Origin of the sequence: Vibrio sp. FF266, from assembly GCF_041439695.1 — a bacterium.
Lineage (GTDB): Bacteria > Pseudomonadota > Gammaproteobacteria > Enterobacterales > Vibrionaceae > Vibrio > Vibrio tasmaniensis_A.
Genome location: NZ_JBGOOO010000006.1, coordinates 140,971 through 166,781, shown reverse-complemented (window position 1 = coordinate 166,781; position 25,811 = coordinate 140,971). Strand labels below are relative to the sequence as shown.

Here is a 25,811-nt window from a genome sequence, read left to right as displayed (position 1 = left end):
ACCTTTAAGGCTAAACGTTACTATTATTCGAGCTATTAAACGAGTACATTCGAACTTCATCTCGAGGAAACCAGCCCAACTTTTCGTAAAACTGTTGAGCGTTGATGTTGTCGTTATAGACAAACAAGTGAGTCTTCGGGATGCCTAACCCTGCAAAAGCGTTGACCGCCTCTGCGACAAGCTTACAACCTAACTTTTGCCCTCTAAAGTTGGCCGAGACAGCTAAATGTTGTAAATACCCACGACGTCCATCCGTTCCGACTAACACAGCGCCAATGATCTCGTTGTTACTTTCAGCCACAAAACTCAGACCAGGGTTACGATCTAAATAGCTCGCAATGCTTTCTTTCGAATCGGCATCGCGAATACTCATGCCTTCTGTCTGGCACCACAACGCGATCACTGAGTCGTAGTCTGAAATGTCCATTTCCCGAATGTTGACCACTCTACTCTCCTTGTTTATACGGGTACTTAGTTAGCCGTGTTTCTCGTAATAAATGAGTAGCTAATAATACTTATGTGTTAACGAATATCTTGGCAGAACCTAAAGAGATAACCATCTGGAGTTTGAACGATGAACTGCTTCTGAATCGCTATGGACTCTCCACATTGATAAGACTTCGACTCTAACGCTAAGTAAATAGAATCAGCGGCGCTTTCGTTAACTCTCTGATATAGAGGTTCGATGTCGATAGCATCCCATTGAAAGTTAACGCCACGCCCTAAAGGTAACGCCAGATCACCTGAAAGCCATTTTCGACTTTTGCCCGCAATCCCTTCAAGCATCACATCAACACCATCAAGCGTTAGATAAACAAACTCTTCATCTGGGCGCTCGTATTTCACTTCAAACCCCAACACATCGACAAAGAAGGATTTGCTCACATTAATATCGAAACAATAAAGCTCTGGAACTACTCGTAATGTCATCATTGATCCTTTAGTCATTCAATTAGAGATATGAGGAGAATCTGTTTTACTAAGCCAGCTTCCCAAAGATGACTGGATCGCTCAACAGATTCGTCAGAGGAAGAAACAATGGCTCTGGTAACTCATCTAACTTAAACCATTTCCATTGCTTACATTTATCAGGTTCTGTTATCTGTGGTTCGCCGCTAGCGTCAGAAGCAACAACAAACAGCGTTATATAGTGCTTGTTCTCTTTCTCAAAAATATCATTGGTAAAAGAGAGCTTTTCAAATCCACTAACAACTAGGCCTGTCTCTTCAAGTGTTTCACGTTTGGCACACTCTTCAATGCTCTCACCCCATTCAAGGTGTCCGCCCGGCGTTGCCCACGTATGAGCCCCATGAGAACCAATTCGCTCTCCAAGTAGTACTCGTCCTTCACGTAGAATAACCGCAGCGACACCTACTCTTACTTCATGACTCACTTAAAACTCCTTAATTCTTACCAAAAGACAAACGTACAGCTAAGGTTTGACCAACGCTACACATGAATACGCCGACCTGTCGGCATTGCTTCCAAACGCTCGCCTAATACTTCTTTCAACAGGCCATAAGCTTTCTTGCCTGTGCAGTGCCCTGTATACAGTTTATCAATGGGGTATTGAGACAACGTCAATCCAAGATCTCTAATGTCTTGCTTTGTGCCACCAATACTATTCAATAATGGTAACCCCACTAGATGAAAGCCCCCGACAACGGCTTTTATTCTCGCTCCTGGGAACATAGCAACCGCTGTTTCAACCATATTGAGAACGCCACTATGCGCACAACCAGTAAATATAACTAAACCGTCTGACTCTTTAACCACTAACAGTAATTCATGATCAAATGAGTCGCTCTCTCGTTGATTCTTCGACTGTGTATATAGGTATTTATTGCCCTTAGGTTGTTCGTGTTTCGCACTAATATCAGTAATAGCAAAGACATTCGGTGCGATCTCAGTCGTACGATTGACGAAGACTAACCGATCGTTGCTGTTTTCTAGCAAGTCCGTATTGATCCCGACATCACTTTTAAAACCGAAAGCTCGGAAATGATAGCTTTTCTGTTCGCAATTTTTCAGAAACACTTTGGCTTTAGAGTTATGAGCAACAAAATCAGCGGTGCCATTACAATGATCATGATGCCTGTGTGATATGACAGCGAGGTCTACATCTTTGATATCAATACCCAGTAATGGTGCGTTTTGACAAAACGTATCGCCACTTCCCATATCGAACAAGATCTTTAGCGATTCAGTTTCAATATGCAGTGATAGTCCGCGCTCAACGGCTAAATCTTTCCTGTTATCCAGTCGAGAGTTGTCAACCAGCGTCGTTATTTTCATAGTTCCCTTTTGATTCATTTACGAATCGCACATTGCCCAACGGAAATAAGGTCTTTGATCATCCATTCGCTCAACCTCTGCACCCAACCTTTTGTAGAAATCATGCGCTTTCTTATTATGTGGACTTGCCGTCCATGAGATGTGAGAGGCATATGATGACTCCGCTTGTGACTTTAAAGCCAACATAAGTTCACGGCCATACCCTTTTGATCTTTGATTTCCTGTAACCAATAGGTCGTCAAGCCAGATTGATGGCTCTCCACTGAAGGATGAATATCGATAGTGATACAGTGCGAAGCCAAAAGGCTCACAATTCCGTTCCAATATTAATGCATGGGCAAATGCGTAATCACCAAATAATGTGCGTTCGATTTTCTCTATAGTTGTCGAGATTTCGCCACTAAACCCTTTCATACTCCGGTCAAAGTCAGCTTTTTGTTCAATAAACTCTAACAAGACACTTGAGTCTTCTTTCGTCGCAGTCCGTACGATCACTCTCTTCTCCATGGATGAATTTATTCGTTGTCGCCTAACGCCTGTTAATTGATGAAAAATGCCACGCGTTACAAATCAACTTGCTGCATCAATTAAGATATTTGTTTCGCAGACGTTATTGCTTGGGCTATTTTGGCCCTATGACTCGTTTCCCACTCAGCGAGTGTTAATGAAGCTTCGTCACTTGCTTTCTTTGAAGCCATTAAAAACACTTCGTCTTTCTTTGATTTAGGAATAACGACAATACTGATCTGCATCAGCAACAATGATATCTCCCGCAGAGACCTTTGCTCCCCCGCAAGTGATTGGAGCGCCCAATTCAGAATAGACCTCTTTCTTTCCCGGAACTGGATGAACACCTTTCGCAAAAACTGGAAACTTCATATCTGAAATTTCAGTCAAATCTCGAATGACACCATCAATAATAAAGCCTTTAATACCTCGACTCTTCGCGACTGCGCATACATTACCGCCGGCTACTGCATATTCGCTATCAACTCCATCCACTACAATGATGGAACCTTCTGGTGCTTCGTATATGGCTGAATGAAGCATTAAATTATCACCAGACGTTAACTGGACAGTAAATGCTTCTCCACAAATTCGCGGCATTCCCTGCCAAAGAGGACCAATACTAAAATTAATAAAGTGGTCGTTACTTAGTATGTTTCCGTAATCGGTTGTCGCAAGTTTTGAAAAGTCTGACTTCATATTTTCACTCCATGTTTGAACTAATCCTCACGCCAAACAAAGGTGTGACGCACGCTTGTCATTCAATGATATAGAGCTAACTCAAAGATAACGTTGACCTCGGACTCAGCTCTACAAAAAGATCTATTCCTGCGACTCGGTAGCTTCATATCTGTTACGAAAGGAAATTATTGTGACGCTACCGATTAACTTAAGTACAGACGCCGGAGAGACTAAACTCAACTAAAAGTACCTAGGGTTGGTAATTAGAAATAAGCACTCAACTATATGTAATTTTCAATATATTCACTAATTGACTCAGTAGCCTCAAACGAATAACTAATTGGAAGTGTAAGATTCATCTTCTCGACTTCTACAGCTAACGAACCGTTTTCTACCTCAAACTCTTCCCAACGGATCTTTCGTACTTTTGTTACCGCTTTTGCAGCTAGTAAGAGTCGAGCGAACTCTGCAGGGCTATAGCCTTGCGTCTCAGCAATAAAATGCTGCTTTTCTAACGTCCGGCCTTGCGCCAAAAGTAGATAGAACCGCGCAATGTCGTAAACATGAACATATTGGTTAAAGCCGATAGACGGCATACGTACTTCAATCGTTTGGCTAGAGAAAGATTCTACAATTCGTTTTAGCTGACAATCCTCACCGCCATAAACCAAACTAGGACAGTAGACGACGTGCCACCTGTTTCTAATAGCGCTATGTATCGTTTCTACGTCTAATCTAACGGCGTCTAAGGGTTTCAGTCTAAACTGTCTCAAATCAGCGCTAGATGCGTTGCCAAAAAGCCAAACACCTGATGTATGTATCTTTGTTGCGCCTTTAGCGGCAAGTAGGTCTAACTCAGAGAGCAATTTCTGCTCCACATCGGCTATTTCATGTGCGGAGAATTGTGACCAATGTGGACGCGCACAATTCACAACCACGTCAAAGAAGCCTTCAAAGTCAGCTCTATCTTCTATTAACCCAACTATAGGAGGTGTGACGACTTTGTCTCTACCGTATGTAAAAACTTCAAAGCCACTTTTTGTGAATAGCGATGTAACGTGACGACCAATGTATCCACTAGCCCCCGCAATTAATACTTTCGTTATTCCCTTATTCTCTCCATTACACATAACCAATGACATGCATCTCCCTTTGAAGAAACATTCTTCAATATACGATCAGCCAATACACTCTTAGCATTTATGTGTTGATCAAGCTAACAAGCCCCTTTGATTCCAAAAAGTATTGTGTGGTGAGTAGTTAGATATCAACCTTTTCTGTGAGCCTTGCTTTCAATTTTATGCCCAACTTAATGTGGGCTTTGGGTTGAACCATTGGCTCTAAGCCAAACTGCTTTCTTGTATTATTCAATAACAAAGGCGGTAACTTTTCTTCACAGTACATGGCGTATTTTTCAAAGTACAGCCTCGAGTATGCACCATCAGCGATATCAAAAGGTTCATCAAGTTGAAGTCGCTTATGTTTAACCCAACCTTCGAGTGAGTACCAACATGATAGATATAAAGGCCCCCAAAGATTCAGAAAATGCTTTTTTGATACCAAATCATGAGTAGCAAAGTACCCCATTCTCTGCAACGCGACACTTACAGCTTGAGCTGCTTGTAGTTCTTCTTTGCTCCATGTCGATACATAATCCACACTAACGTCACTAGTTACCTGACTATAAGGCTCTCTTTTGTGAGCGTCTGTCACCAACCTAATCGCAGGTTTTAATGCTGACATCTCTTCCATCGCCCAATTCAACAATTCGGCGTTACGACTTCGGGTCGATTCCTCAATAGATTTCGAACCTTGTTTCAGTCCAACCAGTAAGACGAAAGTTAAAATAACCATGACCATGTCCATTACACCGGAGACACCACTCCAATCAAACTCATGGAGCTTTACGGTCACTTCTTTTGAAATGTCTATTGCTGATGAAATTGTTAGAAATAAAGACGCAACAAACACCGATAGTAAGACAATGTTTAATATTATTTTTCTCATAACCTTCGTCCAAAAATTTTTTATATCAAATCAATACTTTGCTAAATAGTAACCTAAGTAATTACCAACATTAAGTAACTCTTTTTACCAGTCAAAAACCGTACGTAGTTGATGCCAAAAATGGTGAGCTATACTTGTTAAGAGAACATGGTTCACTCAGATAAGCATAATTGGATAGACGAGTTATCGCCGCTTTAAGTGGCTGACATAGCAACCACCTAACCTCAACCATTGTACCGAAAACACTAAAGTTGATTCGAACTGGAAATGCCAATCGTTTAGCATCATGCTGATATAGATAATAAGCGCTTGTTATGTGCTTTCTATTGAGGGCTATCTCCTGGGTTATCACGATACCAGGCTTCGAGCAGTTCCCGACCATAGATAACTTCTGTTTGCATATGCATATAAAGAAGGAATACAGCCAATAGAAAACTAACGCCGTTCAACCACCTTAATGCTTGTTTACGCTCTGCATCATAGAAAAACATACTGACACCAACAAGGCAGAAAGGATAACAACCTATAAGAAGTAACAACCAGCCAAGGTAGCTTGATATTGCCATATCTGTCATTTCTGCCCCCCTAAGAGCCGTTAGAAAACTCAGTGTACTTTAGAGTAACCATTCAACTATTAGCAGTTCACACAATCGAGTTTCGAGTCACTTCAAATTGGGGGTTGATGCTGGGACGTTAAGCGTGAGCAACACCTAACCGAAACCATTACACTGCAAACACAAAACTCGACGCAACTAAAAAATGCCGAGCGTTGTGAATTAGTCTTAAGCTAATAAAAACTAAGTGCTACTCTCCACTTTCAAAGTGGGCAAATACTTCTGCGCCAGTCATATTTTGTGTTTCATTTTTAAATTCGTAGTATTCGGGCTTTTCATCGATAAATATCTGATGAGTTAATTTGTAGTCATCCCCAGACATCAATAAACCGACAGGAAGGTGATACTGATTATTCGGCACCAAAAAGTAAAACAAGTGAGTACCACATTTACCGCAGAACCCTCTCTCAGCCCACTCGGATGACTTATATCTCACTACATTTGATTCACCTGATATTTTAACTGAGTCAGCGCAATCAATGACTAACATCGGACCGCCAGACCAATTTCTACACATACTACAATGACAAGCCCCCAATTCATTACTGGCGTACTCTACTTCCAACTCAACCGAGCCACATAGGCACTTTCCTTTACCTTTCATGAATCCTCCAACCTTTGCAATGTGTGTAAAATGAATAGCAGATAACGTTTTTTATACCGATGACTTAATAAGAAAAGGCTATTTTTTGTTTCCCTTATCCGACAGATACGCGGCATACTTTTTAGAGATCCATTTATGAATATGAAGCCCTGTTTTACGAACAAGATACAAATCTATAGCAGCTAGAATCACCAAACCGATTACAGTTCCCATTACAAAACCTCCATGCTCATTAAATTGTCACTCTCGCAAATAGGACAGAAAAGCACCGTGAACCTAGACATACTATCAATGCAAGTTGGATGAATTAACGCGGCCTGATGTTTTCAGCCACACGCCACAGCACACCACTTGGGTCAGTGATACAAAACTCAAGCATTCCCCAAGGCTGTTCAACAACCTCGGAAACGGTAACTTCAAATTCCGACACTACATTAGAGTTCTGGATGTGTTGATACCAACTTTTTACGTCTTCAACCAGCAAGTGCATCATGTAATTGTGACAGTGCGCAGGTTCATAAAAGTTTTGCAGAAGGAACGCACAACCGCCGTGTCGTAGATAGGCGATATCGTGAAATTCAGACATCACTTCGAAGCCGATTGACTGGTAAAAGCGCTTGGATAAATCGAAGTCTTTCGCGGGTACGAAAGACTTAATTTCTGAGACTTTGAGGTTTTCCATCCTACATCCTTATAGTGTTGATATTCTTGTGCTGACACGCTTAACGCTTTAAGTAGTTACGGCGTTTATTCAGAGTCTTGCTGAAATGAGTCGACTTCGGCTTTAGTTAGATAACGCCACTGGCCTGCTTCAACATCTAAACGAACATCACCAATCTGCTCACGGTGTAGTCCAACAACTCGATTCCCTATCGCAGCAAACATTCGTTTCACTTGATGAAACTTGCCTTCAGTTATGGTCAACAGCACTTCTTTACTGGTAATCACTTCAAGCTCTGCCGGACGCGTCGGCTTTTGTTCGCCCTGCAATTGAATACCCGCTTTGAACTTGTCTGCGACATCATCTTTGATATCTCGTGACAATGTCACGCGGTACACCTTCTTACATGACTTGGTTGGCAGAGTGATGTTGAATGACCATCGCCCATCATCGGTAATCAAGACTAAGCCTGTGGTGTCGGCATCTAAGCGCCCTGCTATGTGCAGTTCTGATGCTTTGTCTATCTCAATGTGGTTGAACAGCGAGGGATAAACTTCATCGATATTGGAGCAAATAGTACCCGCAGGCTTGTGCATTAGGAGGTATCGAAATTCACGCAACTTAAGCGGCGTGCCATTCAACAAGATGGTGTTGCTTTCATGAACCTGAGCTGATTCATCGGTGACCGTCTCGCTGTTTACGTTCACCTCGCCATTATGGATGCGTTCAATCGCTTCAGGCTTAGTTAGGTCAGTGCTTTTACATAGGTATTTATCAAGGCGCATTAATCGTCGGCACCACATTTTGCGCATGGCTTATAAGTACGTTCGCCTTGAGCAATCACCACATAGTCTCTAACGCAGTTATCACATAGCGCCAATTTTGGGTAAGCGTCTTTCTGTTTCTTTGCGTTGATGTCGCCTTCGGTGGTGTATACGGTTCTCATTTTTATGCCTTGTTTTAATAACTTGCTAGGCGCAAATTGTATCACTGTTTACAGCTTTGATTGGAGTGGTGGTGCATAGATAAATTGATTTTAAGCGCCGTCATTCCATGTTCTCGCCCCTTAACGGCTTAACCATGAACAACAAAGTCAACGTGCCACGCCTATCAGTGGTAAAATGATAAAAGCTCACCAACCAATGAAGTCACTAATGAAAAATTGTAATCAATGCGGGAAATGCTGTATCAAATACGGAGATGGTGACCTTGCCGCAACTCAAGAAGAGATCGATTTGTGGGAGTTGTTCAACCCAGACATCTTTGAATATGTTCGAGGAAGCGAGATCTGGTTCGACCCTGAATCTGGCGAACGTTTAACTCGCTGCCCTTTTCTAGAGCTGGTTCCGACGAAAGACACCAAGGCTCAAGCCAAGTACACATGCAGCATTTACTTAGACCGACCAGAAGATTGCCGACACTATCCAAGCCTGATTAATGAGATGGTACGAGATGAGTGTGAAATGATTGAGGTGGTGGATTTACAAGACACGAAGAAAGCTCAAAGGAAACTCGACCTGTTGATGAAAGACAGCCGCCCTTCAAGCTATTCGTAAGCGATGATCTTTTGAAGATCAATCTTCAGCGTTAGCTAATAGCCGCTAAAACCTTAAGCCAAATACTGGTTCGCTTCTAACCAATCAAGCGCAACCAGTGCTGCCAATGAACATACCGCTCTGTCGTTGCCATCAACAAACTTAAGCTCTTCGATTTCGGCATCTGGAGACAGTTCGCCAGTATAATCAGCAAGGTAACAAGTCAATTGCACTGATACGCCTTCCGCTTTGCCATCAGCTTGGCCTGTAAACGTTTCAACGTATTTGATTGAATCAGGCACTAAATCTACGGAGATCTCTTCTTTTATTTCGCGAACCAGTGCTTGCTCGTCACTTTCGCCAGCTTCACGCTTACCACCCGGTAGGTAGAACAGTTCTTTGCCTTTTGATCTCACCATCAACAACTTGCCGTCTTTGATGAATATCCAAGCCAGCTTATCAATTACCTTATTCATGTTCTTAGACCTTGTTATTTAAACAATTTGTTATTTCCGAACACTAACGAACTTTAAACCGTTAAACAATAACGAATGTGAACAAGTAGCAAAGAAAACAAAAGTGCCGATTGAAGTTGCTATAAGTGGAATTCCAAACGGCACAACTAGTCGCTTAACGCTAACTTAGTTAAATGCAACTGAACGATGCTTACATCGGTAGACATCAGCGGAAATTGAAGTCGGATTTGACCCGTCTGTCGCTATAATATTCGTAATATGGTAGCGATTTCCACCTCGCATAAATACTTCATTGGCTAGCTCTGTGTACACTGACTTAGGATTAGTTTCTTGCACTACGTGGCTGCCAATAACGTTACAAGCTGTGTTTTCAATCTCAGCAAAAGCAATAGGCTTAACTTCATGAGCGCCTGGCAACAATTGAACTACTCCCGATGGCTTCACTTGATATGAATTCGTCGGACAAAGATAAAATTCTGCAACTACACTGCTTGGTCGTCCACGGCGAGTATCAAGCACATCCGCTATTCGATAACGATTTCCGCCGGACATATATGCTTGGTTTTTGAGAGCCGGAATCACGTTATTTGGATGGGAATCTTCAAGTGTATAAGTATCGAACATTGTACAATTTAAGTTATGTACAGCAATTTCAGATATCTGACCGACAGACATGGCTTCTTTCACAACAGGAATTTTTCGCGTTACACAAGCATTCAACGCAACTAAAGCAATAAGAGCTACAACAACTTTTTTCATATTAATTTATTCAAAAAAGAACGCATAGTACAAACGTAAACTGTTGCTTTGAAACAATATATTTGTATCGTTACGACTAAAATAGCCAATCATAAGCTATAGAGCCGTGACGGTTAACCACAACATCTCAACCATCACGTTAATCACTCGTAATAATCAAACCGCTAATCGATTAGCCACTTAAGCGCAGAGTCATGGACTTCGAATGACTTTATCTCACCAGACACAAACCAGCTCCCTACTTTTGAAGCGAATTCTTGCCAGCTTTTATCACCATAAATCGCGATTTTGTCTATCTTCGAATTGAGCTCTAATCCCAGTTTGAAATCATCCCAAGTAGCACGTAACTCCCAACCCGTTAAGGTAGAGATGTCGACCAGCATCTTGAGTTTAGATGAATCGAGTTCTTCTAGCGTAGTATTTAGAATTGGCATCATTGCTTGATAGTCATCGTGTGTGAGTTTACCTTTCGCTTTGAACACAACGATAGTTTCACTGCTAAGACGTTCAATTCCAACTGATATTCCGTGACGTTCGATACTCATAACCTAGCCCTCATAGTGGAAACTAGAGTTAGCTTAGAGGATTAAATAACAAAGAGATGAGAGGTTGGCGTCAAAACAGACATGCATCCAAACGAGTTTTAAATACTGATATTTTAACAGCGCTTAATCGCAACAACCGAATAAGTGTGCCAATGCTTCATCCTACCCAGCGACGTGAGTGCTTGTTCGTCTCGCTCATGGAATCGTACTATCTCAAAGTCGTTGAATAAGCTAAGTACTTTGGCTTTTGTTAACGGCGTTGTTGGGGTTCGATAGCCATGTGCCCAACTGTCATCGACGCCCATGAAATCGCCCGCGAACACGCCTCCCACTTCAAGACAGTTTTCAATATTGTGCCAAACCTCGTCAAAACGGGTTGGATCAGCAAAAAACAGACTCGAATTGGCAATCACTACGCCAGATTTCGGGTAATCATAGTGTTCAAATCCACTTTCAGATATCTCGACCAAAGATTTGCGACCAAAACGATCCCGACATAGTGCAATCGAATCAGGATTAACGTCGAAGCCATACACTTGATACGCTTGCTGTTCTAAAAAGGCGATGTCACTACCTGTTCCACAACCACAATCAATCGCAACATTTAAGCCTGACTCATTCAGTTTAATTGCGTACTCAGTTCTCTTTAAATGAGGTTTGCTTAGTGCCTTTTGGTAATACTGACGCCAGATCTCAGAGTGATCATCCATGGTACTTCTCCAACAGTTCGCTTAGGGATTGAACTTGCATGACATTCGGATGCCCTGACTTAAGATCAGCGCCCTCCGTGTTCAACCACACCGCTTTCAAACCCGCTTCAAGTGCTGGGTAAATGTCTTTGTCTAAGGTGTCACCCACCATGGTGATATCTTGTGGTGCTACACCGAGTTTGGAAATGATGGCAGGATAAAAGCCCGAATCGAACTTAGAAAAGCCAATGCTCGCCTTACAAAAGTAACCCAATATATATTGAGAAAGGCCAACACGCTCAAAGGCTCGAATGATGTCGTCTTTACTGGAATCACCAGCGTTGGTGGCAACATAAACTTGTTGAGTTTTCGATAGATCAGCAAGTAATGCGCGAGTACCACTCACTTCTTGTACGGTTTCCCAGTCACACATCTTCCCTTGTGCGTCTGGGAAATCGACCATCAGCGTATTGCCCCAGTCGAATAAGACTATTTCTGTTAATTCGATTAGCTTTGTCATCTTGCCTCCTGAATACGATGAATTCTCTAATGTTTAAGCGAGCCTATAAAAACTTCTCGATCAGGATCTCGTCGAAGTACTGGCCCCCAATCTTACCGTGTTTCTTAGCCGTTCCGACGATTTCAAAACCTTGCTTAAGGTATACCGCTAACGCGCGCTCGTTGTCTGCTCTTACATAGGCGAACAGCTTTTCGTAACCTTTGGCTTTGGCTGATTTGAATGTGTAATCGAACAACTGTTTTGCAACGCCTTGCCCACGGCTATTTGCATCAACATAAGTGCCAATAATACCAACGTGGTCAAAGGCCTTGGTGTAAGTCGCGAATGGTTCTACATTCTGAAAGCCAAGTAACTGGTTGGTCGTTTCGTTGACTGCAACGCTAAATACACCACGTTCTGGAAACGACTCAATGAATCCCTTTTCTTCATCAACAGTAAAAGTCTGATCCAAGATAGTATAACGCGCTTCGATAATGATTGGATTCAATACATCAATAATGCCTTGTGCATCTTCTACCGCGACTTCTCTGATTGTTAAGCTCATACTTCTCTACCTTTTTTTGCTTTGGGCAGATTCTATCGCTATATGTCATCCTTTTGATAGGACAGAATGTTGTCGAAGGCGATATCGAAATAGAGTTCGTAGCTATTTTGTTCAACATAGCCCAAATGTGGAGTTGCAGTGACGTTTGGTAAGGACAATAGCGGTTCGGAGTCTGTTGTTACTGGCTCACAATCGAACACATCAATAGCGACTGTTTTGGTCGGTACCTCGCGTAGTTCATGATACAGAGCCATCGGTTCGACTAACTCCGCGCGGCTGATGTTCACAAGCAGTGAGTTCGGCTTCATCAAGCTGAGGTCGTGTGCCGTAACACATCCTCTGGTCACATCATTCAAACGCAAATGCAAAGAAAGCACATCAACTTCTCGGAAGAAGTCTTGTTTGGTTGTTGCTGCTTCAAAACCATCTGCTTGCGCTTGATCGCGTGAAGCTTGGCTACCCCACACTACGACAGACATCCCAAATACTTGCGCATATTGTGCAATGCATTTGCCGATTTTGCCGTAGCCCCAAATACCAAGCTTCAAGCCCTTTAAAGTTCGACCTAACCCTAGTGAGCCAGAATCTTGCCACTGGTTTTGCTTAAGGTTTGACGCGTAAGTAGGAATGTGGCGCGATGCAACCATAATCAACGCCCAGCATAATTCAGAGGGGGCGACTGGCGAGCCCCGGCCTTCTAACACGGTAACACCAAATCGTTCACACATTTGCGGGTCGATATGGTTACTCACTTTGCCCGTCTGGCTAATCAGCTTGATGTTTGGGAGCTGCGATAACAAAGATTCGGTGATCTCGGTTCTTTCACGAATGAGCACAATGGCTTCAAACGGGACCAACTTAGCGACGAGCTCTTCCTCTGAGTAAGTCTCGGTAAATACAGTCACATCGTGTTGTTCGAGTTTGTTGAAGCAATCGAGGTCTTTTACAACGTTCTGGTAGTCATCCAATATCGCTATTTTCACATCACTCTCCTTGTGATTGTTAGTTATCTTGTATTGTTCAAATGAAGACTAAAGTGCCATACCTCGAGATTCAACATAGCACTCACAGGGACTTCACTATTGATAAACCACTTTGAAACGCTCCAACATAAGTAACATGTCTTCACTTGGTGAGATCTTGAGCTCTTCACATTCACTTGAGAAGAAATTCCAGTGAGCTTCTCTCCACCATTCTAGTGTTTTGTCACCCTCGCCCTCTGCAGCAGCAAACTCCGCCGTCACCTCGTTGTATTTGCACTGTGAGACTGAAGTGATCTCTACAATGCAAACTGGCTTGCCATCCCAGTCAGTGACGACTTGCAAGTGACCAACTACTGGTCTCGTCTCGCCTTCATGGCTGTACCAATATTCAAGGCTGCAAGACGCTTGTTTTTCACCCTTGAGAATTAACTGAGCACATAGGTTGGCGTTATATTCATCAGCACAGTAATAGTCGGCACTAAAGGAGGTGTATTGCGAGGCAACCTCTGCTGGCAATGTGTTGAGGTAGCTATCGAGATAAGCTTTGCTTCTTTCTTCCATGATCTTTCCAAATTCAATATTAGGTTGAGCCGATAAATACTCATAGATTAAGCATCTGGCTGCATTGGGAGTAACCTATCAAGCCAGGTTATTGCTGTAAACCGAGTGAATATCAAAATGTGGGCTGAGAAAGAAGAATATCGGAAGGATTTCGAGGCCAATACAAGAAAGCTAAAAAATCAAAAGAAGAGCCAAAAACAGCTTTAGAGTATGCTTTTGGCTCTGAATATCTCGTTACTAGTCGCTCGTAATTAGCAGGATATTAACGGTTCAAGAAGTCGACCGCTTTGTCTGGGAAGTCAGTAAACACACCATCGACTTTGACTTGGTTGTAGAAGACATCCAACATGCCATCAAAGTTATCAGCATAAGCTGGGATTCTTCCCGGATCGGCACGGAACGTGTACGGGTGAACATCTAAGCCCGCGTCTTTTGCTGACTTCATTAACGGTTTAATAATGATGTTATCTTTGGTCGATGCATCATCCACCAACATTGGCTTCCAAGGGCCTATTCCTTCCGCATAAGTCGCCACTTTTTTCATGCCACCAGCTTCAAACATCCAGTCGTAACTGTACGGCGTTGCTTTGTCGCCTTGGTACGTCATGGTTTCATTCCAATCTGTATAAGCCATCAACTGAACGAGCTTAAGATCCATTTCCATCGCAGGCATGAGTTCATCATTGATGCGTTGGAGTTCATTGGCGTCAAAACACTGCAAATACACTTTGTCGTCTTTTGATAGGTAACCATATTGATGCAAGGTCGCAAGCACAGCTTTGGAGATGTCTTTGCCTTCGTGACGATGGAACCAAGGTGCTTTAATTTCAGGATAGATGCCCACGTCATAACCTAAGGTCTTATTTAAGCCTTGGATCAGTTCGATTTCTTCTGCAAATGTAGCGACACGGAAATCAGACTGCCACATTGGGAAGCGCGTTGGGTACCCTGCAACTCTGTTGCCTTGTTCATCTAAGTTAAAGCCTTCGGTCACCTTTAATGACTTGATCTCGGCAAGCGTAAAATCAATCGCATAGTAACGGCCATCTGCTCGTGCACGGTCTGGAAAGCGGTCAGCAACATCAGTGACGCGATCTAAATAATGATCATGCAAAACCACCAATTGGTCGTCTTTAGTCATCACTACATCTTGTTCGATGTAGTCGGGTTTCATCGCATAAGCGAGCGCTTTAGCGGGTAATGTGTGTTCAGGTAAATAACCAGAAGCGCCGCGATGCGCAATCACTAAAGGATCGGCGAACGTATTTGCAGATAAACTTAGGGCTAATAAGGTCAGAGACAGTGACGTTGTTTTCATTATTGTTTCCCTTGATAAAACAGAAGCTGGATATACCTGTCTCTGTTGTTATTAGTATGGTGTGGTTCAGCTAATAAACTACTGAGTTAGCGCTTCTTTTTCTCGTTCGAGATCTTTTTGTTTATGGTGCGCACGCTCACCGAGGAAGGCGTAAAGCAGACAAATTATTGAAGCAACACAAGCTCCGACCAAAATCATGAAGCCGCCATCCCAGCCGTAATGGTCAACCATGAAACCAAGCACCGCATTGGCAGCAACTGCGCCACCTAAGTAACCAAACAAGCCAGTAAGACCTGCCGCCGTACCTGCCGCTTTCTTTGGTGCAAGTTCAAGTGCATACAAGCCGATTAGCATTACTGGACCATAAATAAGGAAGCCAATCGCAATCAGTGCCAACATATCAACCGTTGGGTTACCCGCAGGGTTCAACCAATACACCAACACTGCGACAGTTACGAGAACCATAAACAGGATCCCTGCTGGAGCGCGTCGACCTTTGAATAATTTATCTGAAATCCAACCACACAATAACGTGCCAGGAATACCTGCCCACTCATACAGGAAGTAGGCCCAAGAGGATTTATCTACAGAGAAGTCTTTCGCTTCTTTTAAGTAAACCGGAGCCCAATCGAGTACGCCATAACGGATAAGGTAAACAAACGCATTAGCAATCGCGATTGACCACAACAGCTTGTTAGAGAAAACGTACTTAAAGAAGATCTCTTTCGCCGTCATTTCTTTCTCATGAGACGTATCGTAGTCGTCTGGGTAATCATCTTTGTGTTCTTCAATCGGTGGTAAGCCGCAAGATTGAGGTGTATCTCTTACAGTAAACCAAACAAAGACAGCAACGAGAGTGGCAAAAAATGCAGGAACATAAAAAGCGGTTCGCCAATCGTCGTTAAAAGCCCACAGCCCCAACAAGAACATTGGGCCAATCAAACCGCCACCCACGTTGTGAGCAACGTTCCATACCGATACGATCTCACCACGTTCTTTTCGTGACCACCAGTGAACCATGGTTCGCCCACAAGCTGGCCAGCCCATGCCTTGAAACCAACCATTCAAGAACAGCAGGATAAACATCGCAGTGATGCTGCCTGTCGCCCATGGCATGAAGCCGAAGCAGAACATGACCAATGCCGACATTAACAAGCCACCGCTGAGAAAGTATCGGGGGTTAGAACGGTCAGAAACACTGCCCATTAAGAACTTAGATAAGCCGTAAGCGATAGATACCGCCGCTAATGCAACCCCTAGTTCTCCGCGGCTAAAACCTTGTTCAATGAGATAAGGCATCGCCAAACTAAAGTTTTTACGGACTAAGTAATACCCCGCATAGCCAACGAAGATGCCGAGAAACAGCTGCCATCGTAGTCGTGTGTAGGTGCTATCGATCTTATCTGATGACAAGCGATCGATATGCGCCATAGGTTTGAATATTCCAAACATAGGAACCTCATAATTATTGGGCGAAGGAAGAATTTAAATGCTCGAACGAAAAATTTAGCGCTCATTCGAAATCAAGGGAATTGTATGTGCTTCAGAATTAATTTCTGTGATAGAGGTGGTTATTAACAAAAAATAACTTTAAATACAGCACATTAGTTTCATTTAATTAGACTGCGCTTCATGTTTTTGTTTGTGTTGTTCTTGAGTGCAGAGTGCGCTTGTATAGAAAACTATCTTTCGAGTGAGCAAATATCGAACTTTTCAAACAAGGATATGCAATTAAGTTAAAAAATTGTAAACAGAATCAACCTCTTTGCGCCCAATTAATGTGAATAGATAAGTCGCACATCGCAATCGGCAATGCGTATAACTAGCAATACATAGCCAATGGTGATGTTTTGTATTTCTTTCCGTTTATTTATCGAATTACCAAGGTTGTTTATTGTACATCTCAAGCGATGCAGCAATGTCTATACACAAGGTGTGTACCCATCACCTAGTAGTGAGGTTAGTCAGTGAGCATCTTACGAATTCAACAAACGTTAGGAAATATCATGAACAAATCACTTATCGCACTCGTTCTTACTGCTGTTTTAGCAGGTTGTTCATCTGGCAGTGGTTCTGAACCGGCACAACCTCAATTTGATGGTGACTATGGTTTCGAAAACATTGACCCAGGTTTTGGAAACGGCGACTCTGATAGTGATGTCGACAATGGGTTTGAGAATATCGACCCTGGATATGGCAAAGATGATTCAAAAAACATTGCTGATACCATTGAACAAGCTGATCTAGGCTTCGTCTACATCCCAGATATCGGTGATGTACCATTTTTTAATAAAGACACAGGTGAAGCTCATATAAGCGCCGTAAAACAACGTTCTGATGATAACGAAACGCTATACAGCATCTACGTGGATGATAAGCGTGTTGGTGAAATCATCATTCGTGATAACTATGTCAAAGTTAGCTCTGGAGACAAGATGATCTCAGGTGAGCAGAAGTCTTATCTTGATACTGAACATACCTTTTGGACTATTCGAGGTACGAACGGCAATGTAGTTGGTGACTTTAAGCGTCTCGACGATGGTGTTTGGGTGTTCCGTGAAGAAATGAACCGTGAAACATTTGTGGTTAAGTATCACGACGGTCAGTGGAACTTCATCCCTGTCGCAGACATTAAAAACAAGGTTAAAGACAACTTGCCGTCGCAAGCACAAGCCACCAAAGTGCGAGCAAAAATGCAGGTTAATAAGCTACGTACTTTGAAGTAATACTTATCACCAATCCCATATCAAAAAGGCATCCTCAAATCCAAGAGGATGCCGATCAAGCATCAACCAAGAATACATAACTAAAAAGCTCAAGGAAGATCCGGACTAGGTTACTAATTTACTGGCATTCAGTACTTTGAATTCGCCGATATTTTGTATACATAAGCGAGAGATCCAATGACCATCAAAAAGTTCCCCCTTCTGACATTAGCCGCTGTCTTGCTGTTCACTATGTCTAACGCACAAGCCAATGAACAAAGCCAAGAAGAAACTGCGATAACATTTGGCCTATCAGCTGAACGAGGGTGGAGAGATTGGTCTGCTTCTTACATCAAATATCGTGGTCCGGGAAGCATAGGTTATGGCATCGAGTTTACTCGCTCGGCTTATAACGAAGATGAAGAATCGTACGAATACAAACAACGCGACAACGAATATCAGTTTCACGCCCCTATTGGTATCACCGAAAACTTGTACATCACGCCAGGTTACGGGATCAAGCGTACCCACACGGACGTCACTTTAGATAGCCGCGAGTTCTCTGATAGCTCAACCAAACAAGTCGGTGGCTTAGATGCAACCTATATTATGGACAGTGGCTTTGTTGTAACCGCAGGTTTTGATAAAGCAGAAGGTGAAGACGTCGAGTTTTCGATTGGTGCAGGTATCGCATGGTAAAGTCGACTTAAGGAATCATACGCAAACAAAAAGGACCTAGATTTCTCTAGACCCTTCTATATAAACAGCGTTTTGTACTCGACATTATCGAGTTACACGAAGTGATCAATCTTCGATGTAGAAAGCTTCTACTGTGCCTTTAAGAGTAATAAGCATTGGCTGACCAAAACGATCTAGCGCTTTTGGAGAAGGGATCTTAACCCAACCTTCGCTGATGCAGTATTCTTCAACATCAGTACGCTCTTTACCATTTAGACGAATGCCGATTGGGTATTCGAAACACTCAGCCACGTGGTGTGGGCTGCGTGGGTTACCTGCAAGATGATCTGGTAAAGCTGGTCTTGAATTAGTATCGCTCATGTTCATTACCTGTATGTACGTAAATAAAAAAAGTGCGTCATTCTAGTCAATATAGGCTTAGTGCTCAACAACTGGTGCAATAAATCGTAGAGATCGTTTTAATCAACAGCGAGTTGTTTGATTTAAAGGCGATATAGGCATGAGTTTCAACGAAAATTTAACAGAGTTATGCATTGTTGATGAAAGAGAGAGCTTCATTACTCGAAAGGCAGATAACCTAATATCAAAGTTTTTATTCCGAACTTATCGATTAAGTTCAATACTCATCACTTTATGGTTCGGTTCTGATTCGATATCGACGATTGACCAACCGAGAGAAAGATACAAAGGCGCAATATTGGTGTAGGCGTACAACTTAGACGTTGAATCTTTCGAGGGTTGGGATTGATAATAGTCTGGCATTTGTTCAACACCACGATTAATCAATTCACTTGCAATACCTTGGCCACGCCATTGAGCATCAACATAAACAGCATTAATCCAAACCACATCCCGAACTTGATGAGGTTCCTGAAAATGGGAATATGCCAAGCCACCAATGACTACATTATCGCGAAGTACTGTTATTACTGGAGGGAGTTTTACGTTTTCTTTATAGGTATCTTTAAACTTGAAATTACACCATTCGCTTTGAAATAAGCCCTCTAACTCACTCCAATAAGGTGAGTTTTCATCGCAATTTCTAAAGATTACTTTCTGCATTTGTCCATCCTTTGAAGGGCTAATACGGCCATCCTAACCTTGGTTTATATTAGTGTAGGTAAAGTTACTCTTCTTCGTCGTAATCGTCTGCAGGGTCTTGATTGATTTCTTCGCCACACCCTAAGCATTCGGCTTGCAAATCTGTTGGCATCACAATAATCAAACCACAATGCGGACATAAATCGCCTTGTTGAAACATCCTGCTATTCCTTCTACTTCATGGCTATTGCTTAGGGTACTTTTGCTTACTCGCTTCTAACCAGTCATGGATGACTTGGCGAGCCGACTCCGACGGTGGTGCATTTCGTTTTCCGCAAATTTGGTCAATTTCAAACGGAAACGCTTTGCTCGGGACACGACGTAAACCTATGGTTAAACGCTGAGGTTTGAACATGCGGAATACCACATAGCGGTCGCTCATGATTCGATTGTGATAAACACCAATGCAGTGTTTTTGCTCCATGCCTTCTTTTTCAAGGTCGTAGTAATCAGTAAGCGGATGAATATTGTCGTTACCTAGCAAAGGAACCGGATAAGGAATGTCTTTATCCATTGGGCGGTTACCCTCTAAACGACGCAGTTGACGTTGCTCTGTCCATCTATCGTGAAGTTGTTCGAACATCGCAAATGAGTTCTGGCTGGTAATGGCGCGTAATGGATCATCCATCTCCAAATCTAGTCCTAACAATATCGCATCTTGGAACATTGCCATTTTTGAAGGCGCATTAAGCCTGCCCTCTTCCACCATCGCAATACCCAATCGACTGCCGGTTAGAAACGGATGAACCTGATCCAAACGCAGCGCTGTGTAGCCAACTTTGGAGTAATGCTTGAATTTAAGAACACGTCTTTGCAGGGGTTCGAGAATTCGTACAATGTGGTCAAGCTCATCACCGACGTTGTAATGAAGCTCTAGCTTATCGATGAATTTTAGGGTCGCTTTACTGCCGTCTAAGCCCAGTTTGGTTAAGATTCTCTTCTGCCCTAGACGACTCAGTTCCAATGCTTTCTTGTTATCGACACTGTGTTTCATGCAGATTAACGCCAAGATAACCGGCCTTAATTCAAGCAATTGAGCCGCCTCATAAGTGTTCGCCGCGAGCCACAACATCTGGTATTGATACTCTGGGAAATCATCGGTTATCTCACGATAACGAGCTGGCAATGAATCTAACCAACGACCATTCACATCAAACTGCTCAACGAGGTTGAGGCTTAAACCAATACCACCATCGAGCGGTCGTCTACCATCTTCAAACACATGAAAGCCCACGAGCTTTTGCGACCAATCACTGATCTCAATATCGTAATCAAAGCCTAATGTGCGAGTGGGAATGGTAAGTAGTGCTGTCATTGATGCCTCTTCGTTAATGGCGCGTTGAACTATCGAGCTTATCTAATAGCAAAAAAAACAAAGCTCGGTCTAAAGTCACTATAACAACCTTTTGTAAATTTCTTATCAATCAAAGCGATATAAATACGAGAGTACTTAGAAGATCTTTGAATGATGATTTTACGCAATATGAGACCTCTTCGATATCATTTACTTAGATAGAAACTATGCTTGTAACATCACTAATAACAAGAGGCTTTAATTATGGAATACCGACATATTCTGGTCGCACTTGAAATGTCTGATGACTCGAAAATACTCATTGATAGAGCAACCTTCTTCGCGAACAAACTAGAAACGGAACTTTCGTTTGTTTATATCGACGGTACTCACGGAGAAATCTACCCAGAACTCGTTGATATTCAGCAAAATAATGGTGACTTACCTGTCAATGAAGATGCGATAAAACACTTAAGAGAGTTTGAGGCTTACGCTAAACAGCCGATTCAGCATATTTTTGTAGGTACAGGTGATTTGAATGACAAACTCAAGGATGCCGTGAAAACGCACAACATTGACTTAATGCTTTGTGGTCATCACCATGATTTTTGGCATAAGATCATCTCGCACTCAAAGCAATTGATAGACTCTTCTCCCGTCGACATACTCGTCGTTCCTATGGACTAGAGCTTCTAGAGCCCCACGGTTCCTAAAGACTATCGCTCTTAAAAAATAGCTGTTTTGGCTTTTAAAGCCAGGCTTCAATAGCCAGCCTCTATCGGTATTATTGGTTGGCTTACATCCCCTCTTCAATCTTCTTGTTTACCCCAATCCAACTATCACTCACTTGCTGAAATCATTTGTGATCTTGTCAGCTTATCAACTCGTAAGCGTCTAATAATTAACAAATCACGAGTGTAAGTAATGAAAAAGATTGGTCTCTATCTTTTTACAAACGACTTAAGAATCAACGACAATCAATTGCTCGATTGCGCTGCACAGAGCGTCGATAAACTCATTTGCGTGACTGTCGAACCCACTTTGGTTCGTTTCTCTGCTGATTTCGCGCAAGAGCAAAATTATGGCGTACATCGCCAGAGTTTTGTTTCACAATCGTTAGACAATTTAGAATCGAATTTAGTGAGGCTTGGGCAGCAACTTGTCGTGATTCACAGTAATCATTTAGAACCAGACGTAGTCGAGCATGCACTCAGCCAAATCATTGCTACACAACACGTCACCCACTTTTTCGCCAATGCACACTGCGGTCACGACGAGCGACAATTGATTCATTCAGTACACCGTCGTCACCCTGACTTGATAACATGCTTGCCGCATAACTCCACCTTGTTTGACTCGCATGATCTGCCGTTTGAATTATCAAAAGTCCCGAGCTCGTTTACCAAATTTAGAAAGCTAGTCGAACACTTGAACCTTAATAGCGACGAGACGGTTATTGCGCAGCTTCCACCAGCAGTGACACCAGCACAAACAACAGCAATCCCATTATCCAGTTCTCCAAATATCGAAAGAGCAGCAACAAACGATTATTTGGGTGGCGAAGACGGAGGACTAGCGCATTTAGAAAACTACTTTTCACATGATTACGCCCTTAACTACAAGCAGACTCGAAACGCATTTGACGGCATCGAAAACTCAACCAAGTTCTCGCCGTGGCTGGCACTCGGCTGCGTTTCGCCTAAAACGATTTATCGCCATTTGAAACAGTTCGAAACCGAACATGGCTGTAACGATTCAACCTATTGGATCTACTTTGAGTTGTTGTGGCGCGAATATTTCTATTGGAAATGCTTATCTCTGGGCTCATCGTTATTCGGTGATTCTTCAGACCAAAAACTCAACACCCCAAACTCCTCGGGAACATCGAACCTGAATTTTGCCAAATGGAAAAGTGGCAATACCAACTATCCGATTGTCGATGCGTGTATGCGTCAACTTAACGAAACCGGCTACATGTCGAACAGAGGAAGACAACTAACAGCCAGCTGTCTGATCTACGAATTATGTGGCGATTGGCGACACGGCGCAGCCTATTTTGAGAGCCAACTTATCGACTATGACGTGGCATCAAACTGGGGTAATTGGGCATATATAGCCGGAGCCCTGAACTCTCAAGTAAACACCCAAACCAAGAAACAAAAGAATGCTAACCAAGCACAACCCAAATCACACCATTTCGACTTGTCTAGGCAGACCGATATGTATGACCCAGACCATATATTTATAAACAAGTGGAATACGAGCAACAAAGAACCTGTCTTAACTAACAATCAGGATGTGTTATGAACTTCAAAACCGTGCGCCTTGTCTTAGGCGACCAACTCAATGTCCAGCACTCTTGGTTTCAACAGGTTGATGACGACGTCATTTATATCATTGCCGAACTCAAGCAAGAGACTGACTACGTTGCATCGCACATCCAAAAAGTGGCCGCTTTTTTCTCTGCGATGGACTACTTTGCCGACGAGCTCAAACAACAAGGTCATCAGGTACTCCACCTAACTCTGGATGACACGACTCAATTTGAAAATCTCGATGCTCTATTGCAACACTATGTCCACGAGTTTGCTGCTGAAAAATTTGAATACCAACAGCCAGACGAATATCGACTTCTCCAACAATTGGCAAAGCTGAAGTTAACTGGGGTAACCAAAGGCTGTAGCGATTCCGAGCACTTCCTGTTTCCGTTTGACGAGATTGAAACCCAGTTTCCTAAAGACAAACACATCATGATGGAACACTTCTATCGTCGAATGAGAAAGCGCTTTGACATCCTGCTCGACGATGGCAAACCGGTTGGCGGAAAATGGAATTACGATGCAAACAATCGCAAGAAACTCAAGAAGCAAGACATCGACAACTTGCCGCAACCATTAATGTTTTCCAACGATATTTCTGAGATTTTAAAACGCATCGAGCATCATCAAGTTCAAACCATTGGTGAAGTTGGTGATCAGTTATTATGGCCAGTCAACCGAGCGCAAAGTCTTTCTCTTCTTGCTCACTTCTGCCAAGTCTGTTTGCCGCTATTCGGCCAGTTTCAAGATGCAATGACGACCGAGCACGATTCAAAATGGAGTTTGTATCACAGTCGCCTCTCCTTTTCGTTGAACAGCAAACTGCTAAGCCCCAAAGAAGTGATTGATGCAGCGCTGTCGGCTTATCAGTCCTCTTCTAAGCCAAACGCACCCACTATCGATATTACGCAAGTTGAAGGGTTCGTACGCCAAATTCTAGGTTGGAGAGAATACATACGTGGCGTTTATTGGTCGAACATGCCTGCTTACGCCAACAAAAACCATTACGCAGCAGACCGTCAGTTGCCTCATTATTTTTGGGATGGGCAAACCAAGATGAATTGTATGAAGCACGCGATTGATCAATCCCTCGACTTTGCTTATGCGCACCACATTCAAAGGCTCATGATCACCGGTAACTTCTGCTTAATTACGGGCATTGCTCCGGATCAAGTTGATAGTTGGTACCTTGGTATTTATGTTGATGCGATTGAGTGGGTCGAAATGCCGAATACGCGAGGTATGGCACTTTTTGCTGATGGCGGGATCGTCGGAACCAAACCATACTCTGCCAGCGGTTCTTACATCAACCGTATGAGTGACTACTGCAAAGGCTGTCACTACAAGATAAAAGAACGCAGCGGAGAGCAATCTTGCCCTTTCAATAGCTTGTACTGGCGCTTTATGAACCAGCACCGCGATGCGTTAAACCGTAACCCACGCATGGGCATGTTATATCGCTCTTGGGACAATATGGATGAACAAGACCAACAAGCGATACTCGAGACCGCAGAGCAACGAATCACAAACTTGGAGAATTTATAATGGTTGAGCAACTCAGATTACACATACTAGTTGTTGGTGGGAGTGGCGGTATTGGTTTCGCTGTGGTTAAGCACCTGCTGTCTGAGCTGTCTCGCTTTGATTTTCTTGATGTGCATGTAGACGCGACTTACCACTCTCAACAGCCAGAACTAGAAAACAGTCGTTTGAACTGGCACAAAGTCGATGCAACCAATGAAGCTGATATTGAGCAACTCAGCAAACAGTTTGAAAAATTGGACTGGTTGATAAACTGCGTGGGTATGCTTCATACGCCAGACCTTGGTCCGGAAAAGAATTTGTCCTCTATCGACCCAGAATTCTTTCTGAAAAACATCTCGGTAAACACCCTGCCTAGCTTGTTACTGGCCAAGCACTTCACGCCGATTCTCAAAGCCAGTGACAATCCAAAATTTGCCGTGGTATCAGCCAAAGTCGGCAGCATTTCAGACAACCGATTAGGTGGATGGTATAGCTATCGCTCATCGAAAGCGGCACTCAACATGTTCATCAAAACCATGTCGATTGAATGGCAACGCACCATAAAGAAAGGCACAGTATTAGCGCTACACCCGGGCACAACAGACACGGCTTTATCGAAGCCTTTTCAGACCAATGTCCCTGAGGGTAAGTTGTTTGAGTCGAGCTATGTCGCCCATCACTTGGTCGATATTATTCGCACTGCCACGCCGGACAAAAGTGGGCACTTCTACGCTTACGATGGTGAGCAGTTAAAGTGGTAGTTAATATCAGTGGCCGTCTTTCATGAGTGCTAAAAAAGAAAACCCAACAGAGTTGAGGCTCTATTGGGTTATTTTTTTGAAAGAGCGCCTTAGTTTTTTAAGGCGTTATG

33 protein-coding genes and 1 pseudogene are annotated in these 25,811 nt (G+C 43.0%); 7 read left to right on the top strand and 27 right to left on the bottom strand.

Translation table 11 applies throughout. The features are described from left to right. Positions 1 to 10 precede the first annotated feature (10 nt). The 13 genes and pseudogenes from ACED59_RS07450 to ACED59_RS07390 form a co-directional block, all read right to left on the bottom strand. Entirely contained in the window at positions 11 to 445 is a 435-nt protein-coding gene (locus ACED59_RS07450; protein ID WP_017097416.1) for a GNAT family N-acetyltransferase, read from the bottom strand. Between the two features lie 77 nt (positions 446 to 522). Continuing rightward, entirely contained in the window at positions 523 to 930 is a 408-nt protein-coding gene (locus ACED59_RS07445) for a VOC family protein (protein ID WP_017104348.1), read from the bottom strand. A gap of 49 nt (positions 931 to 979) precedes the next feature. Beyond that, complete coding sequence (locus tag ACED59_RS07440; protein ID WP_017097417.1) at positions 980 to 1,393, bottom strand: NUDIX hydrolase; 414 nt, start codon at positions 1,391 to 1,393, stop codon at positions 980 to 982. Between the two features lie 56 nt (positions 1,394 to 1,449). Beyond that, a complete protein-coding gene (locus ACED59_RS07435; RefSeq protein WP_371704826.1) occupies positions 1,450 to 2,295 on the bottom strand; it encodes an MBL fold metallo-hydrolase in 846 nt (281 codons plus the stop codon). Positions 2,296 to 2,313: 18 nt separating this feature from the next. Further along, positions 2,314 to 2,802, bottom strand: a complete 489-nt coding sequence (locus tag ACED59_RS07430; protein ID WP_017097419.1) for a GNAT family N-acetyltransferase — start codon at positions 2,800 to 2,802, stop codon at positions 2,314 to 2,316. A gap of 80 nt (positions 2,803 to 2,882) precedes the next feature. Continuing rightward, positions 2,883 to 3,501, bottom strand: a pseudogene (locus ACED59_RS07425) (RraA family protein). 263 nt (positions 3,502 to 3,764) lie between these two features. After that, positions 3,765 to 4,625, bottom strand: a complete 861-nt coding sequence (locus tag ACED59_RS07420) for an NAD(P)-dependent oxidoreductase (protein WP_017097420.1) — start codon at positions 4,623 to 4,625, stop codon at positions 3,765 to 3,767. Positions 4,626 to 4,743: 118 nt separating this feature from the next. Then, positions 4,744 to 5,490 carry a hypothetical protein gene (locus ACED59_RS07415; protein ID WP_017061792.1) on the bottom strand — a complete coding sequence of 249 codons (747 nt, stop codon included), beginning with the start codon at positions 5,488 to 5,490 and terminating at the stop codon, positions 4,744 to 4,746. Positions 5,491 to 5,813: 323 nt separating this feature from the next. Beyond that, positions 5,814 to 6,065 carry a hypothetical protein gene (locus ACED59_RS07410; RefSeq protein ID WP_009846834.1) on the bottom strand — a complete coding sequence of 84 codons (252 nt, stop codon included), beginning with the start codon at positions 6,063 to 6,065 and terminating at the stop codon, positions 5,814 to 5,816. A 229-nt stretch (positions 6,066 to 6,294) separates the two neighbouring features. Next, on the bottom strand, positions 6,295 to 6,708 hold the full coding sequence (locus ACED59_RS07405) for a GFA family protein (RefSeq protein ID WP_009846835.1): 414 nt from the start codon (positions 6,706 to 6,708) through the stop codon (positions 6,295 to 6,297). A gap of 307 nt (positions 6,709 to 7,015) precedes the next feature. Continuing rightward, complete coding sequence (locus ACED59_RS07400; protein WP_017097421.1) at positions 7,016 to 7,390, bottom strand: VOC family protein; 375 nt, start codon at positions 7,388 to 7,390, stop codon at positions 7,016 to 7,018. 65 nt (positions 7,391 to 7,455) lie between these two features. Continuing rightward, positions 7,456 to 8,181 (bottom strand): pseudouridine synthase, encoded by a 726-nt coding sequence (locus ACED59_RS07395; protein WP_017097422.1) that lies wholly within the window; start codon positions 8,179 to 8,181, stop codon positions 7,456 to 7,458. After that, entirely contained in the window at positions 8,154 to 8,315 is a 162-nt protein-coding gene (locus ACED59_RS07390) for a hypothetical protein (RefSeq protein WP_012604036.1), read from the bottom strand. Before ACED59_RS07390 ends, ACED59_RS07395 begins: the two co-directional genes overlap by 28 nt. 208 nt (positions 8,316 to 8,523) lie before the next feature. On the opposite strand from ACED59_RS07390, the gene ACED59_RS07385 reads away from it, so the two are divergent. Continuing rightward, positions 8,524 to 8,925: a YkgJ family cysteine cluster protein gene (locus ACED59_RS07385; RefSeq protein WP_004733901.1), complete on the top strand. Its 402-nt coding sequence runs from the start codon at positions 8,524 to 8,526 to the stop codon at positions 8,923 to 8,925. Positions 8,926 to 8,978: 53 nt separating this feature from the next. On the opposite strand, the gene ACED59_RS07380 is transcribed toward ACED59_RS07385, so the two are convergent. The 10 genes from ACED59_RS07380 to glpT all read right to left on the bottom strand — a co-directional run bounded on the left by ACED59_RS07380 (position 8,979) and on the right by glpT (position 16,751). After that, positions 8,979 to 9,380, bottom strand: coding sequence for an NUDIX domain-containing protein (locus ACED59_RS07380; RefSeq protein WP_017097423.1), 402 nt, complete (start codon positions 9,378 to 9,380; stop codon positions 8,979 to 8,981). Positions 9,381 to 9,545: 165 nt separating this feature from the next. Continuing rightward, positions 9,546 to 10,139 (bottom strand): hypothetical protein, encoded by a 594-nt coding sequence (locus tag ACED59_RS07375; protein ID WP_017097424.1) that lies wholly within the window; start codon positions 10,137 to 10,139, stop codon positions 9,546 to 9,548. Between the two features lie 164 nt (positions 10,140 to 10,303). Continuing rightward, positions 10,304 to 10,684, bottom strand: coding sequence for an STAS/SEC14 domain-containing protein (locus ACED59_RS07370; protein WP_017097425.1), 381 nt, complete (start codon positions 10,682 to 10,684; stop codon positions 10,304 to 10,306). A gap of 113 nt (positions 10,685 to 10,797) precedes the next feature. Next, positions 10,798 to 11,394 carry a class I SAM-dependent methyltransferase gene (locus ACED59_RS07365; RefSeq protein WP_012604039.1) on the bottom strand — a complete coding sequence of 199 codons (597 nt, stop codon included), beginning with the start codon at positions 11,392 to 11,394 and terminating at the stop codon, positions 10,798 to 10,800. After that, on the bottom strand, positions 11,387 to 11,893 hold the full coding sequence (locus ACED59_RS07360; protein WP_017097426.1) for an HAD family hydrolase: 507 nt from the start codon (positions 11,891 to 11,893) through the stop codon (positions 11,387 to 11,389). Before ACED59_RS07360 ends, ACED59_RS07365 begins: the two co-directional genes overlap by 8 nt. A 43-nt stretch (positions 11,894 to 11,936) precedes the next feature. Then, positions 11,937 to 12,437, bottom strand: coding sequence for an N-acetyltransferase family protein (locus ACED59_RS07355; protein WP_371704825.1), 501 nt, complete (start codon positions 12,435 to 12,437; stop codon positions 11,937 to 11,939). Positions 12,438 to 12,475: 38 nt separating this feature from the next. Continuing rightward, positions 12,476 to 13,420 carry a D-2-hydroxyacid dehydrogenase family protein gene (locus ACED59_RS07350; protein WP_029223866.1) on the bottom strand — a complete coding sequence of 315 codons (945 nt, stop codon included), beginning with the start codon at positions 13,418 to 13,420 and terminating at the stop codon, positions 12,476 to 12,478. Positions 13,421 to 13,516: 96 nt separating this feature from the next. Continuing rightward, positions 13,517 to 13,981: an ASCH domain-containing protein gene (locus ACED59_RS07345; protein ID WP_017097428.1), complete on the bottom strand. Its 465-nt coding sequence runs from the start codon at positions 13,979 to 13,981 to the stop codon at positions 13,517 to 13,519. 262 nt (positions 13,982 to 14,243) lie between these two features. After that, a complete protein-coding gene (glpQ, locus tag ACED59_RS07340; protein ID WP_017097430.1) occupies positions 14,244 to 15,299 on the bottom strand; it encodes a glycerophosphodiester phosphodiesterase in 1,056 nt (351 codons plus the stop codon). Between the two features lie 78 nt (positions 15,300 to 15,377). Beyond that, positions 15,378 to 16,751 carry a glycerol-3-phosphate transporter gene (gene glpT / locus ACED59_RS07335; RefSeq protein WP_017097431.1) on the bottom strand — a complete coding sequence of 458 codons (1,374 nt, stop codon included), beginning with the start codon at positions 16,749 to 16,751 and terminating at the stop codon, positions 15,378 to 15,380. A 554-nt stretch (positions 16,752 to 17,305) separates the two neighbouring features. On the opposite strand from glpT, the gene ACED59_RS07330 reads away from it, so the two are divergent. Continuing rightward, on the top strand, positions 17,306 to 18,025 hold the full coding sequence (locus tag ACED59_RS07330) for a membrane lipoprotein lipid attachment site-containing protein (RefSeq protein WP_029223868.1): 720 nt from the start codon (positions 17,306 to 17,308) through the stop codon (positions 18,023 to 18,025). Between the two features lie 177 nt (positions 18,026 to 18,202). Next, positions 18,203 to 18,703, top strand: coding sequence for a hypothetical protein (locus ACED59_RS07325; protein ID WP_017097433.1), 501 nt, complete (start codon positions 18,203 to 18,205; stop codon positions 18,701 to 18,703). Positions 18,704 to 18,808: 105 nt separating this feature from the next. On the opposite strand, the gene ACED59_RS07320 is transcribed toward ACED59_RS07325, so the two are convergent. The 4 genes from ACED59_RS07320 to ACED59_RS07305 form a co-directional block, all read right to left on the bottom strand. Beyond that, positions 18,809 to 19,063, bottom strand: a complete 255-nt coding sequence (locus ACED59_RS07320) for a DUF3297 family protein (protein ID WP_029223190.1) — start codon at positions 19,061 to 19,063, stop codon at positions 18,809 to 18,811. A gap of 243 nt (positions 19,064 to 19,306) precedes the next feature. Continuing rightward, on the bottom strand, positions 19,307 to 19,765 hold the full coding sequence (locus tag ACED59_RS07315; RefSeq protein ID WP_029223869.1) for a GNAT family N-acetyltransferase: 459 nt from the start codon (positions 19,763 to 19,765) through the stop codon (positions 19,307 to 19,309). Positions 19,766 to 19,829: 64 nt separating this feature from the next. Further along, on the bottom strand, positions 19,830 to 19,964 hold the full coding sequence (locus tag ACED59_RS07310; RefSeq protein WP_009846853.1) for a hypothetical protein: 135 nt from the start codon (positions 19,962 to 19,964) through the stop codon (positions 19,830 to 19,832). 24 nt (positions 19,965 to 19,988) lie between these two features. Next, a complete protein-coding gene (locus tag ACED59_RS07305) occupies positions 19,989 to 21,119 on the bottom strand; it encodes a PcfJ domain-containing protein (protein WP_017097434.1) in 1,131 nt (376 codons plus the stop codon). Positions 21,120 to 21,362: 243 nt separating this feature from the next. Between ACED59_RS07305 and ACED59_RS07300 the strand changes: the two genes are divergently transcribed. From ACED59_RS07300 to ACED59_RS07285, 4 genes are all read left to right on the top strand, one after another. Further along, positions 21,363 to 21,785 (top strand): universal stress protein, encoded by a 423-nt coding sequence (locus ACED59_RS07300; protein WP_017097435.1) that lies wholly within the window; start codon positions 21,363 to 21,365, stop codon positions 21,783 to 21,785. A gap of 237 nt (positions 21,786 to 22,022) precedes the next feature. Continuing rightward, positions 22,023 to 23,405 carry a DASH family cryptochrome gene (locus tag ACED59_RS07295; protein WP_017097436.1) on the top strand — a complete coding sequence of 461 codons (1,383 nt, stop codon included), beginning with the start codon at positions 22,023 to 22,025 and terminating at the stop codon, positions 23,403 to 23,405. Continuing rightward, a complete protein-coding gene (locus tag ACED59_RS07290; RefSeq protein ID WP_017097437.1) occupies positions 23,402 to 24,961 on the top strand; it encodes a cryptochrome/photolyase family protein in 1,560 nt (519 codons plus the stop codon). Before ACED59_RS07295 ends, ACED59_RS07290 begins: the two co-directional genes overlap by 4 nt. Further along, on the top strand, positions 24,961 to 25,701 hold the full coding sequence (locus tag ACED59_RS07285) for an SDR family oxidoreductase (protein ID WP_017097438.1): 741 nt from the start codon (positions 24,961 to 24,963) through the stop codon (positions 25,699 to 25,701). The genes ACED59_RS07290 and ACED59_RS07285 overlap by 1 nt, the downstream gene beginning before the upstream one ends. Positions 25,702 to 25,811 lie beyond the last annotated feature (110 nt).

Excerpts from the sequence above, each read along its gene's own strand:
- ACED59_RS07345 (WP_017097428.1), bottom strand. The coding sequence starts at position 13,981 with ATGGAAGAAAGAAGCAAAGCTTATCTCGATAGCTACCTCAACACATTG.
- ACED59_RS07375 (WP_017097424.1), bottom strand. The coding sequence starts at position 10,139 with ATGAAAAAAGTTGTTGTAGCTCTTATTGCTTTAGTTGCGTTGAATGCT.
- ACED59_RS07325 (WP_017097433.1), top strand. The coding sequence starts at position 18,203 with ATGACCATCAAAAAGTTCCCCCTTCTGACATTAGCCGCTGTCTTGCTG.
- ACED59_RS07380 (WP_017097423.1), bottom strand. The coding sequence starts at position 9,380 with ATGAATAAGGTAATTGATAAGCTGGCTTGGATATTCATCAAAGACGGC.
- ACED59_RS07365 (WP_012604039.1), bottom strand. The coding sequence starts at position 11,394 with ATGGATGATCACTCTGAGATCTGGCGTCAGTATTACCAAAAGGCACTA.
- ACED59_RS07355 (WP_371704825.1), bottom strand. The coding sequence starts at position 12,437 with ATGAGCTTAACAATCAGAGAAGTCGCGGTAGAAGATGCACAAGGCATT.
- ACED59_RS07305 (WP_017097434.1), bottom strand. The coding sequence starts at position 21,119 with ATGACAGCACTACTTACCATTCCCACTCGCACATTAGGCTTTGATTAC.
- ACED59_RS07285 (WP_017097438.1), top strand. The coding sequence starts at position 24,961 with ATGGTTGAGCAACTCAGATTACACATACTAGTTGTTGGTGGGAGTGGC.
- ACED59_RS07385 (WP_004733901.1), top strand. The coding sequence starts at position 8,524 with ATGAAAAATTGTAATCAATGCGGGAAATGCTGTATCAAATACGGAGAT.
- ACED59_RS07320 (WP_029223190.1), bottom strand. The coding sequence starts at position 19,063 with ATGAGCGATACTAATTCAAGACCAGCTTTACCAGATCATCTTGCAGGT.
- ACED59_RS07310 (WP_009846853.1), bottom strand. The coding sequence starts at position 19,964 with ATGTTTCAACAAGGCGATTTATGTCCGCATTGTGGTTTGATTATTGTG.
- ACED59_RS07420 (WP_017097420.1), bottom strand. The coding sequence starts at position 4,625 with ATGTCATTGGTTATGTGTAATGGAGAGAATAAGGGAATAACGAAAGTA.
- ACED59_RS07370 (WP_017097425.1), bottom strand. The coding sequence starts at position 10,684 with ATGAGTATCGAACGTCACGGAATATCAGTTGGAATTGAACGTCTTAGC.
- ACED59_RS07405 (WP_009846835.1), bottom strand. The coding sequence starts at position 6,708 with ATGAAAGGTAAAGGAAAGTGCCTATGTGGCTCGGTTGAGTTGGAAGTA.
- ACED59_RS07410 (WP_009846834.1), bottom strand. The coding sequence starts at position 6,065 with ATGACAGATATGGCAATATCAAGCTACCTTGGCTGGTTGTTACTTCTT.
- ACED59_RS07300 (WP_017097435.1), top strand. The coding sequence starts at position 21,363 with ATGGAATACCGACATATTCTGGTCGCACTTGAAATGTCTGATGACTCG.
- ACED59_RS07330 (WP_029223868.1), top strand. The coding sequence starts at position 17,306 with ATGAACAAATCACTTATCGCACTCGTTCTTACTGCTGTTTTAGCAGGT.
- ACED59_RS07290 (WP_017097437.1), top strand. The coding sequence starts at position 23,402 with ATGAACTTCAAAACCGTGCGCCTTGTCTTAGGCGACCAACTCAATGTC.
- ACED59_RS07395 (WP_017097422.1), bottom strand. The coding sequence starts at position 8,181 with ATGCGCAAAATGTGGTGCCGACGATTAATGCGCCTTGATAAATACCTA.
- ACED59_RS07415 (WP_017061792.1), bottom strand. The coding sequence starts at position 5,490 with ATGAGAAAAATAATATTAAACATTGTCTTACTATCGGTGTTTGTTGCG.
- ACED59_RS07315 (WP_029223869.1), bottom strand. The coding sequence starts at position 19,765 with ATGCAGAAAGTAATCTTTAGAAATTGCGATGAAAACTCACCTTATTGG.
- ACED59_RS07400 (WP_017097421.1), bottom strand. The coding sequence starts at position 7,390 with ATGGAAAACCTCAAAGTCTCAGAAATTAAGTCTTTCGTACCCGCGAAA.
- ACED59_RS07435 (WP_371704826.1), bottom strand. The coding sequence starts at position 2,295 with ATGAAAATAACGACGCTGGTTGACAACTCTCGACTGGATAACAGGAAA.
- glpQ (WP_017097430.1), bottom strand. The coding sequence starts at position 15,299 with ATGAAAACAACGTCACTGTCTCTGACCTTATTAGCCCTAAGTTTATCT.
- ACED59_RS07295 (WP_017097436.1), top strand. The coding sequence starts at position 22,023 with ATGAAAAAGATTGGTCTCTATCTTTTTACAAACGACTTAAGAATCAAC.
- glpT (WP_017097431.1), bottom strand. The coding sequence starts at position 16,751 with ATGTTTGGAATATTCAAACCTATGGCGCATATCGATCGCTTGTCATCA.
- ACED59_RS07390 (WP_012604036.1), bottom strand. The coding sequence starts at position 8,315 with ATGAGAACCGTATACACCACCGAAGGCGACATCAACGCAAAGAAACAG.
- ACED59_RS07360 (WP_017097426.1), bottom strand. The coding sequence starts at position 11,893 with ATGACAAAGCTAATCGAATTAACAGAAATAGTCTTATTCGACTGGGGC.
- ACED59_RS07445 (WP_017104348.1), bottom strand. The coding sequence starts at position 930 with ATGACATTACGAGTAGTTCCAGAGCTTTATTGTTTCGATATTAATGTG.
- ACED59_RS07430 (WP_017097419.1), bottom strand. The coding sequence starts at position 2,802 with ATGGAGAAGAGAGTGATCGTACGGACTGCGACGAAAGAAGACTCAAGT.